The organism is Kribbella sp. NBC_01484 (genome assembly GCF_036227145.1).
Taxonomy (GTDB): Bacteria; Actinomycetota; Actinomycetes; order Propionibacteriales; family Kribbellaceae; genus Kribbella.
The window spans coordinates 2968122-2982096 of sequence record NZ_CP109437.1; the positions used below are offsets into that span (position 1 = coordinate 2968122).

Annotated in this window: 12 protein-coding genes and 2 tRNA genes; 11 read left to right on the forward strand and 3 right to left on the reverse strand. The window is 67.9% G+C overall.

Going from position 1 to position 13975, the window contains the following annotated elements:
- Nucleotides 1-3 precede the first annotated feature (3 nt).
- Genes OG555_RS14645 through OG555_RS14665 form a run of 5 tightly spaced genes read left to right on the forward strand, consistent with a single transcriptional unit; the run spans nucleotide 4 to nucleotide 5193 of the window.
- A complete protein-coding gene (locus tag OG555_RS14645) occupies nucleotides 4-1560 on the forward strand; it encodes an FtsK/SpoIIIE domain-containing protein (protein ID WP_329483419.1) in 1557 nt (518 codons plus the stop codon).
- Nucleotides 1557-1955: a WhiB family transcriptional regulator gene (locus OG555_RS14650; RefSeq protein ID WP_329483420.1), complete on the forward strand. Its 399-nt coding sequence runs from the start codon at nucleotides 1557-1559 to the stop codon at nucleotides 1953-1955. The genes OG555_RS14645 and OG555_RS14650 overlap by 4 nt, the downstream gene beginning before the upstream one ends.
- Complete coding sequence (locus OG555_RS14655; protein ID WP_329483421.1) at nucleotides 1952-3598, forward strand: replication initiator; 1647 nt, start codon at nucleotides 1952-1954, stop codon at nucleotides 3596-3598. The genes OG555_RS14650 and OG555_RS14655 overlap by 4 nt, the downstream gene beginning before the upstream one ends.
- 18 nt (nucleotides 3599-3616) lie before the next feature.
- The gene (locus OG555_RS14660; protein WP_132149697.1) at nucleotides 3617-3802 is read left to right on the forward strand and encodes a helix-turn-helix domain-containing protein; all 186 of its coding nucleotides are present in this window, start codon (nucleotides 3617-3619) and stop codon (nucleotides 3800-3802) included.
- Nucleotides 3802-5193 (forward strand): tyrosine-type recombinase/integrase, encoded by a 1392-nt coding sequence (locus tag OG555_RS14665; protein ID WP_329483422.1) that lies wholly within the window; start codon nucleotides 3802-3804, stop codon nucleotides 5191-5193. Before OG555_RS14660 ends, OG555_RS14665 begins: the two co-directional genes overlap by 1 nt.
- Before the next feature lie 117 nt (nucleotides 5194-5310).
- On the opposite strand, the gene OG555_RS14670 is transcribed toward OG555_RS14665, so the two are convergent.
- Nucleotides 5311-5383: transfer RNA gene (locus OG555_RS14670), tRNA-Arg, on the reverse strand.
- A gap of 229 nt (nucleotides 5384-5612) precedes the next feature.
- Here OG555_RS14670 and OG555_RS14675 point away from each other — a divergent pair.
- The 3 genes from OG555_RS14675 (at nucleotide 5613) to OG555_RS14685 (ending at nucleotide 9636) form a co-directional block, all read left to right on the forward strand.
- Nucleotides 5613-6206, forward strand: a complete 594-nt coding sequence (locus OG555_RS14675; protein WP_329483423.1) for a hypothetical protein — start codon at nucleotides 5613-5615, stop codon at nucleotides 6204-6206.
- A complete protein-coding gene (locus OG555_RS14680) occupies nucleotides 6203-7423 on the forward strand; it encodes a hypothetical protein (protein ID WP_329483424.1) in 1221 nt (406 codons plus the stop codon). The genes OG555_RS14675 and OG555_RS14680 overlap by 4 nt, the downstream gene beginning before the upstream one ends.
- Before the next feature lie 323 nt (nucleotides 7424-7746).
- Nucleotides 7747-9636, forward strand: coding sequence for a phosphoenolpyruvate carboxykinase (GTP) (locus OG555_RS14685; protein WP_329483425.1), 1890 nt, complete (start codon nucleotides 7747-7749; stop codon nucleotides 9634-9636).
- 64 nt (nucleotides 9637-9700) lie between these two features.
- Here OG555_RS14685 and OG555_RS14690 read toward each other — a convergent pair whose 3' ends face one another.
- Complete coding sequence (locus OG555_RS14690) at nucleotides 9701-10357, reverse strand: phosphoribosyltransferase (protein WP_329483426.1); 657 nt, start codon at nucleotides 10355-10357, stop codon at nucleotides 9701-9703.
- 28 nt (nucleotides 10358-10385) lie between these two features.
- Here OG555_RS14690 and OG555_RS14695 point away from each other — a divergent pair, with 28 nt between their 5' ends.
- Both OG555_RS14695 and OG555_RS14700 read left to right on the forward strand, forming a co-directional pair.
- Nucleotides 10386-10799, forward strand: a complete 414-nt coding sequence (locus OG555_RS14695) for a PPOX class F420-dependent oxidoreductase (protein WP_329483427.1) — start codon at nucleotides 10386-10388, stop codon at nucleotides 10797-10799.
- A complete protein-coding gene (locus tag OG555_RS14700; protein WP_329483428.1) occupies nucleotides 10790-11689 on the forward strand; it encodes an LLM class flavin-dependent oxidoreductase in 900 nt (299 codons plus the stop codon). The genes OG555_RS14695 and OG555_RS14700 overlap by 10 nt, the downstream gene beginning before the upstream one ends.
- Nucleotides 11690-11948: 259 nt before the next feature.
- Here OG555_RS14700 and OG555_RS14705 read toward each other — a convergent pair.
- Nucleotides 11949-12038 (reverse strand) — tRNA-Ser (locus OG555_RS14705).
- A 273-nt stretch (nucleotides 12039-12311) separates the two neighbouring features.
- Between OG555_RS14705 and OG555_RS14710 the strand changes: the two genes are divergently transcribed.
- Nucleotides 12312-13886, forward strand: a complete 1575-nt coding sequence (locus OG555_RS14710; protein ID WP_329483429.1) for an LCP family protein — start codon at nucleotides 12312-12314, stop codon at nucleotides 13884-13886.
- Nucleotides 13887-13975: the final 89 nt, after the last annotated feature.

The window sequence follows — 13975 nt, forward strand, 5'->3', positions numbered from 1 at the left end:
GATATGGCGAAGATCAAGGGCAAGGAGGTCGGGACGGGGCCGGTCAACTTCCGGTCCCCCTCGGTCGCCATTCGGCTCAAGTGGGTCGTGCTCTGGTACTGCCTGCGGGCGATGATCCGCGCCACGCGCTGGCTGGTCCGGCACCCGCTGTTCGTCATCGTGCCGCTGTTGGGTCTCAAGGCGTATCAGCTCTGGACCGGTGGCGAGGCCTGGTTGGTCATTGCGACTGCGGCTGTACCGGCGACCGGCCTGGCTGGTTGGCGCTGGCGGTGGCCCGATTCGTTCGCGCAGCGGATCGTCTGGCGACTGCGTGGCTCACGGCGACTCTTCATGGAGTACCGGACCCGTTGGGATTCGACGATGCGGGCGCTGAACCTGACGGTTCGGCTGGACGATCGGACCTACGTGCCTCGGATCGTCAAGGTTCGGTCGTCCGGCACGGTCGATCAGGTGACGGTTCGGCTGCTGCCGGGTCAGATCCTGACCGACTACGCCGAGCACTCCGAGCGGTTGGCGCGTACTTTCGGTGCTGAGGATTGCCGGGTCCGGTCGGCGGCCTCGATGATCCCGGCGTGGTGGCCGGGCGGTGCTGAGGGCTGGATGGCTCGCCTGTTCGCCTGGGCGCTGCCTCGGCGGTCCGATCGGCTGGTGCTGTGGTTCCTGACCAACGACCCGCTGCGGGAGATTGTCGCCCCGATCCCCGCGGCTGACCCGCCGAACCTCCAGGCGCTCGACGTGGCCCGTCGCGAAGACGGACTGCTGTTCCGGCTTCGGCTGCTCTACACGCATCTACTGGTGGCCGGCGCGACCGGTGCCGGTAAGGGCTCGGTGCTGTGGTCGATCATCGCCGCACTCGGTCCGGGCATCCGATCCGGCTTGGTCCAACTGTGGGTCCTCGACCCCAAGGGCGGCATGGAGCTCGCACTTGGCCGGCGGTTGTTCCACCGGTTCTGCTACGGCTCCGACCCGGCTATGGACGGCGCGAGCGATGCCGAGTACGAAGAGGCATTCGCAACCCTGCTTGAAGATCTGGTGACGATCATGCGTCGCCGGCAGGGCAAGCTCCGCGGTCTCTCCCGTCTTCTCAAGCCGAGCCTGGATGAGCCGTTCATCGTCCTGGTCGCGGACGAGCTGGCCTCGCTGACGGCGTACGTCACCGACCCGGCAATGAAGAAGCGGATTGCCAAGGCGTTCTCGCTGCTGCTGTCCCAGGGCCGCGCAGTTGGCATCACCGTAGTAGGCGCGCTGCAAGACCCGCGCAAGGAAGTACTGCCGTTCCGCGACCTCTTCCCGACCCGGCTGGCGCTGCGGATGGCAGAGGCCGAACAAGTTCGACTCGTCCTCGCCGAAGGTGCCCGCGAACGTGGCGCACGCTGCGACAAGATCCCCGAAACCCTGCCAGGTATCGGATACGTCGCCGTCGACGGCGAGACCGAGCCCATCCGAGTCAGGTTCTCCCACATCACCGACGAGGACATTGCAGACCTCGTCAGCACCTACGCGCCAGACCTCATCGGCACGACCGACCGCATCCCGACCCCGGAAGGAGTAGCAGCATGACCGCACGACGGCAGATCCCGGGTCAGCTCGTCCTCCCGTTGGTGCCCGGACTGTCCAGGAAGTCTCGGGCGTCGCTCGTGCAGCGGATCGACGTTCGTTGGCAGGACAAGGCGTACTGCGCCGGCTACCTCGATACGGACGACTTTTACCCCGAGGACGAGACGAGGCGCGGCATTCGTCGGACGACGGACCCCAAGGAACTCTGCGCCTTCTGTCCCGTCGTCCGATCGTGCCTGGCTGCTGCGATCGTCGCCGATGAACACGGCGTGTGGGGTCGGACGACCGAGGCCGAACGAGATGCCATCCGCGAAGAGCTTGCCTTCGGCACCGATGTTGACCACGCGCTCAGTGTCGTCCTCGACGGCCCGGCTGCACTGTGGAGGACAGCGGCATGAACCTCACCGCACAGACCACCCTCGACCGATTCCCGCTGGACGTTGTCCGGGACCTGGCCGTGACCAACGGCGTCTGCGTACGCCCGGTGCTCAACAGGGTGCTCGACACACAGACCGGCACCGACCGAGTGGTCGGGGTGTCCTGCGGTTCCACGCTGGTCAGCAAGTGCCCGCCGTGCGCTGAGGCGAACCGTCGGCTCCGCATGCAGCAGTGCCGCGAGGGATGGCACCGCGACACTGAACCCGAAGCGCCGGCGGAATCGGACGACGTGCCCGACGACGAATCGACCGCAGACGACGACGCGGAATCCACCCGTCGTGTCCGGTCGACCCGACGACGCCAGGACGCCGCCGAGCTGCCCAAGGTCGAGATGGACAAGCGCACGGTTGGCGCGACGTTCACGGCTCCGAACGGCAGAACCTACCGACCGTCGATGTTCATCACGCTCACGCTCGGCTCGTACGGCGCGACTCACCGGCAACCGCACCACGTGCCGGGCAAGGGCTTGGTGCCGTGTGACTGCGGAGTGATCCACGGCCGGAACTCGCCCCTCCTGTCGACGCCGGTCGACCCCGACTCCTACAAGTACCGCCGCGCGGCCCTGGACGCGTTGCACTTCCCGAAGCTGGTCGACCGCTTCATGCAGAATCTTCGCCGCTGCGCGGGTTACAAGGCGCAGTACTTCGCAGTGGTCGAGCCGCAGAAGCGTCTAGCGCCGCATCTGCATGCCGCCGTCCGGGGCACTGTCGCCCGTGACACTGTGCGCCAGGTCGCCAAGGCGACGTACCACCAAGTGTGGTGGCCGAGCCATCAGCGGCCCGTCTACGGCTGCGCCTCGAACCCGGACATGCCCGTCTGGGATGAGATGGCCGGCGCTTTCGTGGACCCGTCGACCGGCGCTCTGCTCCCGACCTGGGATCAGGCTCTGGACGACCTCGGCGCGGACCCGACTGCACACCCTGCTCACGTCGTTCGCCTCGGCTCGCAGATCGACTACCAAGGCATCATCGCTGACTCTGACGCCAAGGTGGGCAAGGCAGTTGGCTACCTGACCAAGTACCTCGGCAAGGCGATCGGCGAGACCTACGGCGAGGACCGGGATGAACTCCACCCGGCCCAGCTCGCCCACATGAACAAGCTGCACGCTCACGTCCGAGTCCTGCCGTGCTCGCCGGAGTGCGCCAACTGGCTCCGGTACGGCGTGACCCCGAAGGACGCAGACGGCCACGTCGTACCCGGCGAATGCCCATCCAAGGCCCACGACCGCGAACACCTCGGCCTCGGTGGCCGACGCGTCCTCGTCTCGCGTCAGTGGACCGGCAAGACCCTGACCGAGCACCGAGCCGACCGATCCGAGGTCGTCCGCCAAACCCTCGCGGCCGCGGGCGTCGAGATGGACGACCAAAACGAGCTGGCCACCCACAACGACGACCCCGACGCGCCTCGATTCATTTGGCAACCGATCCGACCCGGCGAAGAACGCGGCCCGCGTCGCCTCCCGACCCACAAGGAAGTCCTCGCCGAGGCCATCGCCACCCGCATCCGATGGCGGACGCAGTACGAGCAAGCCAAACAGCGCGCCAAGCCACCCGACGACAGCAATTCGGCAACTGACAACTCATCCGCCGCCACCGCGGCCTAGCTATCTGGGGAGCAAGCCATGCAAGACGATTCGCGACTGCTCAAGGTCGAGGAAGCGGCCGAGCACCTCAACGTTTCCCGGTGGACCGTCTACCGGCTGATCAAGGAACGCGAGCTGACCAGCGTCAAGGTCCGCAACGGTCGACGCGTCCCGATGGAATCCATCCGTGCGTACGTCGCCGGCCTGATCGAGGACGCCGCCTGATGACGACACTCGCTTTGATGGACCCGGACGAGCCGAGGAAGCGGCGGAAGGCTCAGCTGACGAGCAAACCCAAGGCCGCCAAGCCGTCGACGGGGAAGCGGAACGTCAATGGTGAGGGGAACATCCGGCAGCGTTCCAACGGCCTGTACGAGGGTCGCGCCTACGTGATCACGACGGACGGTCGCGAGGTACGGAAGAGCGTCTACGGCAAGACATGGGAGGAGGTACACCAGAAGCTGACCAAGATGCAGGCCGACACGATGTCGGGGAAGCGCGTGGCGTCCAGTACGCAGACCGTCGCCGAGTATCTGGATTACTGGTTGGAGGAGCACGCACGGCACCGCGTCCGCGACACGACCTTTGCTAGCTACAAATGGCTCATCACGAAGTACCTCGTCCCGCTGTTCGGCAAGAAGAAGCTCACCACGCTTCGGCCGAATGACGTGCGGCGCGGGCTGTTCCAGCTCCAGCAGGTCTGTCAGTGCTGCGCCCAGGGAAAGGACAAGGCTCGGGAGGAGCGGGCAGAGGTCGAGCGGAAGAAGCGGGAAGGCCGGCCGCCTCGGAAGAACGCCAAGGCAATCCAAGGTGCTCGCTGCTGCGCTCTCGTCCCACAAGCGTGCTGCCGGTCGACGGTCTCAGACGGCACTGTCCGATACCTGCACCGGCTGCTCCGCGCAGTTCTTCAAGACGCCGTGTCCGAGGACGAGATTCTGACTGAGAACATCGCCAAGAAGCTCCGGCTCAACCACAAGTACCGGCCGAAGTTCAAGGCGTGGAGTCGCGCCGAAGCAACCAAGTTCCTGGAGTCCATCCGTGAGGACCGGCTCTACGCGCTGTACGCGGTGGCTCTGTCACTCGGCCTTCGTCGCGGTGAGGCGCTGGGCCTTCGCTGGTCGGACGTGGACTTGGACAACAGTCTGATTCGGGTCAACCAGGCTCTCCATCGGGTCGACGGCGCGCTCAAGCTCGGGGACGTCAAGACGGACGGGAGCACCCGCCTCATCGCCGTACCCAAGCCGCTCGTATCTGCACTACGGGTTCACCGGGCGGCGCAGGCGCAGGAGAAGAAGAACGCGGGCAAGTCATGGCAGGACGGCGGCTACGTGTTCTCGACCATGATCGGAACCCCGATCGAACCGCGGAACATGAACCGTCACTTTGACCGGCTCTGCGAAAAGGCCGGCGTCCGGCGTATCCGGTTCCACGACCTGCGGCACTCGTGCGCGTCGCTGCTCTACAGCCAGGGCGTGCCACTGGAGAACATCCAAGACGTGCTCGGGCACAGCTCGCCGACCGTCACCAAGGTCATCTACGTCGACGTGGCCGAGGACGTGACGCGGGATGCAGTCGACAGACTCGGCTTCCTGTTCGGGGAGCACGACGAAGAGTGACGTTGGGGTACGAGTGGGGGTACGGAAGGGTGGCCGAGCGGTTGGGCCGCCCTTCTGGCATGTCTCGGGAAACACAAAAGCCCAGGTCAGAGAGTGTCTGCCTGGGCTTTCACGAAGCGCGCTCGGAGGGATTCGAACCCCCAACCTTCTGATCCGTAGTCAGATGCTCTATCCGTTGAGCTACGAGCGCTGGACAACGTCGAGTAACGATACATGGCGGGGGCGGGTGTGTGCCAATCGGCTCCTGGGTGGGGGCTCTAGCTTCCGCGGCACGCGCGGAGAACGCGTGCAGCAGCACGCACAACCAGGGGACGCGTGGGTCGACCACAGTTGCTGGAACCGGATGGGGTCGGGGTGCGTCGGAGGCGGTTGTCGGCTGATCGGTAAGGGAGGACCTCCGCGTGGTTAAGGTCGCGGGCATGGCAAGTCGACTGGTGCGCGGTACGGCGATCGGGTGTGGTGTGGCCGCGATCGCGGGGGCTGGGATCGGGTTCGCTGTCGGCGAGCCGGTGCAGCCGGAGGACATTCTGCCGGCGCGGTCGATGCCGGCCGATCTGTGTGCGCGGCTCGGCGACGTGTCCAGCCTGTTGCCCAAGGCATCGAGCAGTACGGCGCCGGTCACGCTGGTCCAGGGTGGCAGTACGTCGATCACCTGCGAGGCGGGCAGTAGCCGAGCCAAGGTCGCGGCCTACACCGCGGCGACGCTGAAGGTGACGATCACTCCGAGCCCCGGGCAGGACGCCGGCGCCGGCAGTCCGCCTTTCACGCCCGAGCAGGTGGCGAAGAAGACCTTCACCCGGTCGCCGATGAAGGCGGTCCCGAACAGCACGTACCCGACCAAGACCAGCCGGAGCACGAACGGCGCGGCCGGTGAGTGGTGGACAGTCCGCGCGCTCGTCCAGCGCGCGGACATCGTCGTACAGGTGGACTACACGGCCAATCCGATCGATGCGGACACGGCGGAGAAGGCAGCTATCGCGCTCGCGGACCGGGCGATCTGGGAGACGAAGTGAGCAACAGCACGCCGGAGATCCCCGGCTACCAGTTCGACCAGCGACTGCTGCAGCACCCGCTGGCGGAGCTCTGGCACGGCCGCAGTTTCACCGGGATGGAGATCGTCGCGCTGGTGCTCAGCGAGGCCGGCGCGCGCGACGCGACCGTGCGGGACCGGCTCGTCCGGGCCGGCCGCGGCGCCGCGCTCGAACCCGCGCGGCTCGAGACCCCGTTGTGGGCGGCCAACTTCAGCTCCGACCGCCCGTACGCGGTCACGCAACTGATCCCCGGCCAGTCCGGCGCCGAGCGCCTGATCGACCCACTCGACGGTGTCATCGGCAACGACGACGAGTCGCTGCAGGCGGTCCGCGGCCAGCTCAGTCAGTACGGCGCCAGGCCGCCGACGGCCGACATGACGATCCCGTCGTACGCCGACCACCCGCAAGCAACCCCCGAGCCCGGCCAAGCACCGAGCGCCGAGCCACAACCAACCACGCAACCGCAGTCCACGATCGAGGTCGCCCGCGAGTACAAGCGGAAGATCGGCGGCTGGATCTACGCGGTCGTCGCCTTCGTCGTGCTGCTCGTCTTCACGATCACTTACTCCATCGGCGCCGCCGTCGGCAGTTCGGTGAAATCCGACCAGCCGGTCGACGCCGCTCCCCAGACCCCGGTGAGCCCGGAGGCGTACCCGTCGCCCGTCCTGCTGCCCGCGATCCCCAAGATCACCACCGCGCCGTACAAGCGGCCGGACGGATCCGCCGGAGTGTTCGGCGCCACGTACGCCGCCGGCACCGACCTGCAGGTGATCACGACGGCCGAGCTGCCGTTCGCGCTCGGCTGGCCGCGGCCGCCGCAGGTGACGTTCCTCGGCGAGTCCTCCGCGGTCGTCTACCGGCGGATCGTGACTCGGTCCGACTACTCCAACGGCGGACTGAAGAACTCGCTCGACGCTCGGATCGCCCTGCACCCGTGCGCGAGCCTCGCCGCCTGCCGGGCCGACCGGGCCGCGTTCGACAAGCAGTGGGCGAAGGTCTACAAGGCGACGGCGCCCGCGACGGCGAAGGACGCGCGGACGTGGCTGACGGTGCAGACAACGCCGTACGCCGTGACGATGACCAGGGCCTATGCAAGCGGCGGCCAGTGGTGGCTGGTCGGCTCAGCGGTCACCGGCGCGCCCGGCGAGGAGGCGGACGTGCAACGCATCGTGAACGACATCTGGCGGCAGACCAGCTGATCCACCGCAAGATCTGCAGGAACGGCCCGCGCGAGCAGCGCGGGCCGTTCTCATTTTCACAAGGTTCGCCGGAAAGCGATTGTCGCCAAAACTTTGTGACCGGGTTCACGTTCTAGGGGTTCTCAGCACTCGGGTCGTTCGCGTACCGTAGTACCACTTGCACACTGGTATACGTCCACTGGACGCACTGGTATGCGAGAGTTCACACCGCCAGCCAGCTGAATCGAACCGCCGGAGACCCCGGCGGCCGGAGCCGTACCCCCCTCAGTGTCGAGGGATCGGACGGCCGCCGGGCCCGACAGCCGAGAGGGAATGAGCCGCCGATGACGACAACCGCCAGCCCGACCCATACCGAGACCGCCACCCGAGCAGCCACCACGGACCCCCTCCCAGCCGCAGCCCCCGCGCCGTACCCCCTGACCGACGCCCCGACCCGCCACTCCGGCCTGCTGGCCTGGGTCGCCGAGGTCGCCGAACTGACGCAGCCCGACCGGATCCACTGGGTGGACGGCTCGGACGAGGAGTACGCCGGACTCACCGCGGAGCTGATCGAGGCCGGCACCATGGTCCGGCTGAACGAGGAGAAGAAGCCGAACTCGTTCTGGGTGCGCACGGACCCCTCGGACGTGGCGCGGGTCGAGCAGCGGACGTTCATCTGCTCGGTCGACGAGGCCGACGCCGGCCCGACCAACAACTGGATGGCGCCGGCCGAGATGAAGGCGCTGATGACCGAGCTGTACCGCGGCTCGATGCGTGGCCGGACGATGTACGTCGTCCCGTTCTGCATGGGCCCGCTGACCGCGGACAAGCCGATGTTCGGCGTCGAGATCACCGACTCGGCGTACGTGGTCGCGTCGATGCGGATCATGTGCCGGACCGGTGCCGAAGTACTGGCGAAGCTCGGCGACGAGGCGTTCTTCGTGCCCTGTCTGCACTCGGTCGGCGCTCCGCTCGCTCCCGGTCAGAAAGATGTCCCGTGGCCGTGCAACGACGAGAAGTACATCGTGCAGTTCCCGGAAGAGCGGACGATCTGGTCGTACGGCTCCGGGTACGGCGGCAACTCGCTGCTGGGCAAGAAGTGCTACTCGCTGCGGATCGCCTCGGCGATCGCGCGGGACGAGGGCTGGCTGGCCGAGCACATGCTGATCCTGAAGCTGATCTCGCCGGACAAGAAGGTCCACTATGTCGCGGCCGCGTTCCCGAGCGCGTGTGGCAAGACCAACCTGGCGATGCTCGACCCGACCCTGGAGGGCTGGGAGGTCGAGACGCTCGGCGACGACATCGCCTGGATGCGGTTCGGCAAGGACGGCCGGCTGTACGCCGTGAACCCGGAGTTCGGCCTGTTCGGCGTGGCCCCCGGCACCGGCTGGAAGACGAACCCGAACGCGATGCGCACGATCGAGAAGGGCAACTCGGTCTTCACCAACGTCGCGCTCACCGATGACGGCGACGTCTGGTGGGAGGGCTACTCGCCGACCCCGCCGAACCACTTGACCGACTGGAAGGGCCGGGAGTGGACGCCGGACTCGGACGAGCTGTCCAGCCACCCGAACAGCCGGTTCTGCACCCCGATCAAGCAGTGCCCGATCATTGCTGACGAGTACGACGACCCGAACGGCGTACCGATCTCGGCGATCATCTTCGGTGGCCGCCGCGCCACCACGGTGCCGCTGGTGACCGAGTCCCGGGACTGGGCGCACGGCGTGTTCATGGGCGCGACGCTGTCGTCGGAGACGACCGCGGCCGCGGTCGGCCAGGTGGGCGTCGTACGGCGGGACCCGATGGCGATGCTGCCGTTCCTCGGTTACGACGCGGGCCAGTACTTCGACCACTGGCTGACCGTCGGCAAGGAGCACGACGCGGCGCAACTGCCGAAGATCTTCTACGTGAACTGGTTCCGCAAGGACGACGCGGGCAAGTTCGTCTGGCCGGGCTTCGGCGAGAACGGCCGGGTGCTGAAGTGGGTGATCGACCGGATCGAGGGCCAGGCCGACGCGGTCGAGACCCCGATCGGCCGGATCCCGACGCCGGACTCGCTTGATGTGTCCGGGCTCGACCTGACCGCCGACGAGCTCGACATCGCGCTCGCCGTCGACGCCGAGGAGTGGAAGGCCGAGATCCCGCTGATCGAGGAGTGGTTCGCCAAGCTCGGCGACACCGTGCCGGCCTCGCTGCGGATCGAGCTCGACCACCTGAAGGCGCGGCTCGGCTGACGCCCCGGGACACCGGCCGCTGAATCGGAAGCCAGCGGTCGGGCAGGAAGCGCGGCGCCCCGGCTCACCGGCCGGGGCGCCGCGCTGTACTTTCGGCCAGCACCCGGCGGACCTCGTCGTCGCCGACCGGCGAGAAATCGCGGTACGCCTGCCCGACGGCGGCGAAGCGGCGCGGGATCCACGCACACACCACCTGGTCCGCGACCTGCGACAGCCACCGGCAGCTCTCCACGCCACCGACCGGTACGGCGACGATCACGCGAGCCGGCCGTTGCCGTCGTACCGCTTCCACCGCGGCGCGCATGGTCGAACCGGTGGCGAGACCGTCGTCGACCAGGATCACCACGCGGTCGTGGACGTCGATGGGCGGCCGGTCGCCGCGATACTCCCGCTCACGCCGGCGCAGCTCACGGACCTCGCGCTCACGGACCTGCTCCAGCGTCTGCTCGTCGATGCCCTTCAGCACCGTCTCGTTGCGGACGGTGTACGTCGAGTCGCCGACGCCCGCGATCGCCCCCATCGCCAGCTCCGGCTGACCCGGCAGGCCGAGCTTGCGGACGATCAGTACGTCGAGATCCGCGTCCAACGCGTCCGCGATCGGAGCCGCCACGGGCACCCCGCCCCGCGCCAGCCCCAGCACCAGAACGGATCCGCCGACCTCGCCGAGCTCCTCCACCAACGCCCGGCCCGCAGCCGCCCGATCCAGGTACGGCCTCCTCATAACGCCATCATCCAACTACGTTGGCCGCATGCGAATCCCGGAGAGCGCGCGGGGCGTGCTCGAATCGAATGCTCTTGGGCATCTGGTGACGATCAATGCGGACGGCAGCCCGCAGGTGTCGGTGATCTGGGTCGGGTTGGACGGGGACGAGATCATCGCCGCCCACATCCCGAACAACCAGAAGGTGAAGAACATCCGGCGTGACGGCCGGGTGGTGCTGTCGATCGAGACAGACCGGAGCAACGAGATGGGCCTGACCGAGTACCTGGTGATCACGGGCACTGCCCGGATCACCGAGGGCGGGGCGGTCGACGTACTGCGTGGGCTCGCCAAGACCTACGTCGGTCCGGACGCGCAGTACCGTCCCGGCGAGGACCTGCCGCCGGGGTACGTCACGCACATCACGGTGGACAAGATCGGAGGTGTCGGACCATGGGCCTGAAGATCGGCGTGATGCTTCCGCTGGGTGACGGGGACGGCCCCGGGGGTGGGATGCCCGGGTGGAAGGACCTCCGCGCGGTCGCCGAGGCGGCCGATCAGAACGGGCTGGACTCGGTGTGGCTCGCGGATCACTTCCTCTACCGCGACCCGGAGGGCCGGGTGTTCGGGATGCACGAGTCGTGGACGCTGCTGAGCGCGGTGGCCGCGGTCACCACGAACGTCGAGGTGGGGAACATGGTGCTGTGCGCATCGTTCCGTGACCCCGGACTGACCGCCAAGATGGCCGCGACGCTGGACGAGGTGTCCGGCGGACGGCTGATCCTCGGCGTCGGAGCCGGCTGGCACGATCCGGAGTACGAGGCGTTCGGGCTGCCGACCGACCATCGGGTCGGGCGCTTCGAGGAGTGGCTCGAGATCGTGGCGCGGATGGTCCGTGGCGAGACGGTCACGTTCGACGGCACGTACTACCGGGTCAGCGAGGCGAACCTCGATCCGGCACCGCCGCACCGGATCCCGATCCTGGTCGCCGGCCACCGCCCGCGGATGATGCGGCTCGTCGCCGAGTGGGCCGATGCCTGGAACACCGCCTGGTACGGCGCCGCGAGCGACAAGGTCGAGGAGAAGCTCGCCACCCTCCGCGAGGCGGTGAAGACGGCCGGCAAACCCGGCGGCGCCGTGGCCGCCACGGTCGGGATCGTCGTCCGCGACGCCGACCAGCCATCCGTCGCAGACCCCGATCCCCGCGCGATCGCGGGCTCGGTCCCGGAGTTGGCCGAGGCCTTCACGGCGTACCAGAAACTAGGCGTCGACCACCTGATCATCTCCCCGGAGCCGATGACCCCACGCTCGATCGAACGCATCGCCGAAGCCAAGCAATTGCTGAGCAAATAGCCAACGCCCGCCAGGCACCCGCTGAGCGAACAGCCAACGCCGCCAGGCACCCGCTGAGCGAATAGCCAACGCCGCCAGGCACTCGCTGAGCGAACAGCCAACGCCGCCAGGCACTCGCTGAGCAGACAGCCAACGCCCGCCAGGCACGACCCGGGGGTCCGGGGGCGAAGCCCGCCGGGCGGGCCCCGGGGGTTGCACCCCCGGAAAACAGCCGGAGCTCCCTAGTCCGCGCTATCTGCGGACAGGGAGCTCCCGGGAGCGGAGGCGGCGGGATTTGAACCCGCGAGAGGGGATTACCCTCAACCCGCTTAGCAGGCGGGCGCCATCGACCGGACTAGGCGACGCCTCCTCCGACGATCCCCCTGGGGGGACACGACGACGGCCAAGACTATCCGCTCGACCCTGTCGGCGGCAAAGCGGGTCCCGACCCTCCTGACCGACACTCTGCGTGCCGGGGGCGGCACCTTGGGAGAGTAGCCCGGGGCACCTGTACTGTGGCGGGCATCGACGGGGGTCGCCAGCTTCACGTCAACCAACCAGGTGTCGTGGGCGTCAGAAGTACCGTGGGCTGCTGTGCGCGGCCGACGGAGGGTCGCCACGTCGTCGATCAGGGAACGGAGCTATGTCGCGGAGTACTCGCGCAGCCGGACGCAGATCCGCGCCACGGGCCAGCCGGTCCAGGCACCGCTCGCAGCGGGCCCGGACGACCTCGAACGCGATCGGCCTGACGCTGCTCAGCGCCTTGATCCCGGGCTCTGGGTTGCTGATGGGTGGGCGGAAGAAGCTGGGTGCGTTCGTGCTCACGATCAGCGTCGGGTTGCTGCTGATCGCCGCGTACGTCGGCCTCACGCGGCGGGACTCGATTCTCGCCTTCGCGGTGTCGCCGCGGCAGTTGCTGATCGCTACCGCGGCCGTCGTGGTGCTGGGTGTGGGCTGGATCTGGATAGTGGTTGCCTCGCACAAACTGCTCCGCCCGGTCAGCATGACCTACACCGGGCGGCTGGTCGGGTCGATGTTCGTCGGGCTGCTCTGCTTCGCGATCGCCGTACCGACGACCGTGGCGGCGCAGACCGTGATGGCGCAGCGCGACCTGGTCGGGAGCGTGTTCCAGTCCGAGGGCAACTCGAAGAGCGCGACCCGTCCGAAGGTGGACAACAACAAGGACCCGTGGGCCAAGACTCCCCGCCTGAACCTGCTGCTGCTCGGCGCTGACGACGGCGTCGGCCGCACCGGTGTCCGGACCGACACCGTGATCGTGGCCAGTATCGACACCAGGACCGGTGACACCGCGCTGATCTCGCTCAGCCGGAACTGGATGCGGATGCCGTTCCCCGAGGACTCACCGCTGCACAAGGTCTACCCGGACGGCTTCTGGGACCCGAAGCTGGGCAATGTCGAGCAGCCCGAGTTCTACCTGGACTCGATGTACGACAACGTCCCGAAGGCGCATCCCGGGATCCTGGGCCAGACCGACAACGAGGGTGCGGACGTCGTCAAGCTGGCCGCGGGCGCGGCGCTCGGCCTCGACATCGACTACTACATGCAGGTCAACCTGGCCGGGTTCCGGCAGATCATCGACGCGGTCGGCGGCATCACCGTCAACGTCAACTACCGGGTGCCGATCGGCGGCGACTACGGCGACGGCCCGGGGTCGAACACCGCGAAGAAACCGTCCGGCTACATCGAGCCGGGCCCGAACCAGAAGCTCGACGGCTATCACGCGCTCTGGTTCGCCCGCGGCCGCTACGGTCTGAGCGACCCGTCCCGGCAGGAGCGGCAGCGCTGCACGATCCACGCGCTGGTGAACAGCGTGAACCCGGCCACCCTGGTGACGAAGTACCAACAGATCGCCTCGGCCGGCAAGCAGGTGCTGCGGACCGACATCCCGCAGGAGATCTTGCCGGCGTTCATCCAGTTGGGTCTGAAGGTGAAGGGCGCGAAGGTCACCAACGTCGACCTGGACAAGAACAAGAACTTCCCGACCGGCAAGAACCCCGACTACACCGCGATGCAGGAGATCATCCAGAAGGCCATCGCCCCGAAGACCCAGCCGGTCTCCACCCCGTCGACCACCACGACGAAGAAGCCGTCCAGCGGGTCGACCAAGAAGGCGACGCCGAAGCCGGCCGTGACGCCAGGCGCCACCGAGAACCTGAACGACGCCTGCGCGTACAACCCCAGCCAGACCGGGAACTGACAGCAACCGGACCAGTAGCAGCCCGAAGAGTCCGCAGGCCTCTGACCGGTGGCCCGACCCGCCGCCCGGGGGAACCGGCCGGGACCGCG

What these genes read in the sequence shown, in the direction of transcription:
- OG555_RS14710 (WP_329483429.1), top strand. Translation starts at nt 12,312, where the DNA reads ATGTCGCGGAGTACTCGCGCAGCCGGACGCAGATCCGCGCCACGGGCC.
- OG555_RS14695 (WP_329483427.1), top strand. Translation starts at nt 10,386, where the DNA reads ATGCGAATCCCGGAGAGCGCGCGGGGCGTGCTCGAATCGAATGCTCTT.
- OG555_RS14645 (WP_329483419.1), top strand. Translation starts at nt 4, where the DNA reads ATGGCGAAGATCAAGGGCAAGGAGGTCGGGACGGGGCCGGTCAACTTC.
- OG555_RS14650 (WP_329483420.1), top strand. Translation starts at nt 1,557, where the DNA reads ATGACCGCACGACGGCAGATCCCGGGTCAGCTCGTCCTCCCGTTGGTG.
- OG555_RS14665 (WP_329483422.1), top strand. Translation starts at nt 3,802, where the DNA reads ATGACGACACTCGCTTTGATGGACCCGGACGAGCCGAGGAAGCGGCGG.
- OG555_RS14690 (WP_329483426.1), bottom strand. Translation starts at nt 10,357, where the DNA reads ATGAGGAGGCCGTACCTGGATCGGGCGGCTGCGGGCCGGGCGTTGGTG.
- OG555_RS14655 (WP_329483421.1), top strand. Translation starts at nt 1,952, where the DNA reads ATGAACCTCACCGCACAGACCACCCTCGACCGATTCCCGCTGGACGTT.
- OG555_RS14685 (WP_329483425.1), top strand. Translation starts at nt 7,747, where the DNA reads ATGACGACAACCGCCAGCCCGACCCATACCGAGACCGCCACCCGAGCA.
- OG555_RS14660 (WP_132149697.1), top strand. Translation starts at nt 3,617, where the DNA reads ATGCAAGACGATTCGCGACTGCTCAAGGTCGAGGAAGCGGCCGAGCAC.
- OG555_RS14700 (WP_329483428.1), top strand. Translation starts at nt 10,790, where the DNA reads ATGGGCCTGAAGATCGGCGTGATGCTTCCGCTGGGTGACGGGGACGGC.
- OG555_RS14675 (WP_329483423.1), top strand. Translation starts at nt 5,613, where the DNA reads ATGGCAAGTCGACTGGTGCGCGGTACGGCGATCGGGTGTGGTGTGGCC.